At 63.2% G+C, this 1,222-nt stretch carries 1 protein-coding gene and 1 pseudogene; both read left to right on the forward strand.

Annotated features, from left to right (window positions below):
• Window positions 1–330, forward strand: a pseudogene (locus DBR24_RS07130) (NAD(+)/NADH kinase); the annotation flags it as partial.
• Window positions 330–1,222 (forward strand): metallophosphoesterase (locus DBR24_RS07135; RefSeq protein ID WP_128614330.1); only part of this gene is annotated, 893 nt, incomplete at its 3' end. The pseudogene DBR24_RS07130 and the gene DBR24_RS07135, both read left to right, overlap by 1 nt.

Below are 1,222 nucleotides of genomic sequence, written 5' to 3' on the forward strand. Positions count from 1 at the left end.
GCCTACGCGCTGTCCGCCGGCGGGCCGATCATGCATCCCAAGCTCGACGCCATTGTGATTGTGCCGATGTACCCCCATATGTTGTCGAGCCGGCCAATTGTGGTCGATGGCAACAGTGAGCTGAAAATCGTCGTGTCGAAAAACATGCAGATCTATCCGCAGGTCTCCTGCGACGGGCAGAACCACTTCACCTGCGCGCCGGGCGACACCATCACCGTCAGCAAGAAAGCCCAGAAGCTGCGGCTGATTCACCCGCTCGACCACAACTATTACGAAGTCTGCCGGACCAAGCTCGGCTGGGGCAGCAAGTTGGGTGGTGGAGGCGACTGATGCTCGATCCCGCGCGCAGTTATGACCTGATTGGTGACGTGCACGGATGCGCCCTGACCCTCGAACACCTGCTTGACCGTCTCGGTTACCACAAGCAGGGCGGGGTCTGGCGGCATCCATCGCGCATGGCCGTGTTCGTCGGCGACATCATTGATCGTGGCCCGCGAATCCGCGAGGCACTGCACATCGTCCACGACATGGTCGAGGCCGGCCAGGCCTTGTGCATCATGGGCAACCACGAATTCAACGCGCTCGGCTGGAGCACGCCGGCGCCACCGGGCAGCGGCAAGCAGTTCGTCCGCGAACACACACCGCGCCATGCGCGCCTGCTGCACGAAACCCTGAGCCAGTTCGAAGACCATCCGGGGGACTGGCACGACTTCCTCAACTGGTTCTACGAGCTGCCGCTGGTGGTGGATGCCGGACGCTTCCGCGTGGTGCACGCCTGTTGGGATGCCAGCCTGATCGAACCGTTACGCGGGCTGTTCGCCGATGCGCGCATTGATGAACACTTTCTCCAGGCCTCGGCCGTGCCCGGCAGCTTCGCCTGCACCGTGTTCGATCGCCTGCTGCGCGGCACCGACATGCGCCTGCCGGATGGCTTGACCATGACCAGCGGCGACGGTCTGGTGCGTTCGTTCTTCCGCACCAAATTCTGGGAAGACGACCCGAAAACCTACGGCGACATCGTCTTCCAGCCGGATGCATTGCCAGAGCCGGTGGCGCAGAAGCCGCTGAGCTCCAGCGAAAAAAACAACCTGCTGCGCTACGGCGTCGACGAGCCGTTGCTGTTCGTCGGCCACTACTGGCGCAGCGGCCAACCGGCGCCGATCCGCCCGAACCTCGCGTGTCTCGATTACAGCGCGGTGCTCTACGGCAAACTGGTGGCCTA

The sequence above is a fragment of the Pseudomonas sp. HMWF006 genome, assembly GCF_003061205.1.
Lineage (GTDB): Bacteria > Pseudomonadota > Gammaproteobacteria > Pseudomonadales > Pseudomonadaceae > Aquipseudomonas > Aquipseudomonas monsensis.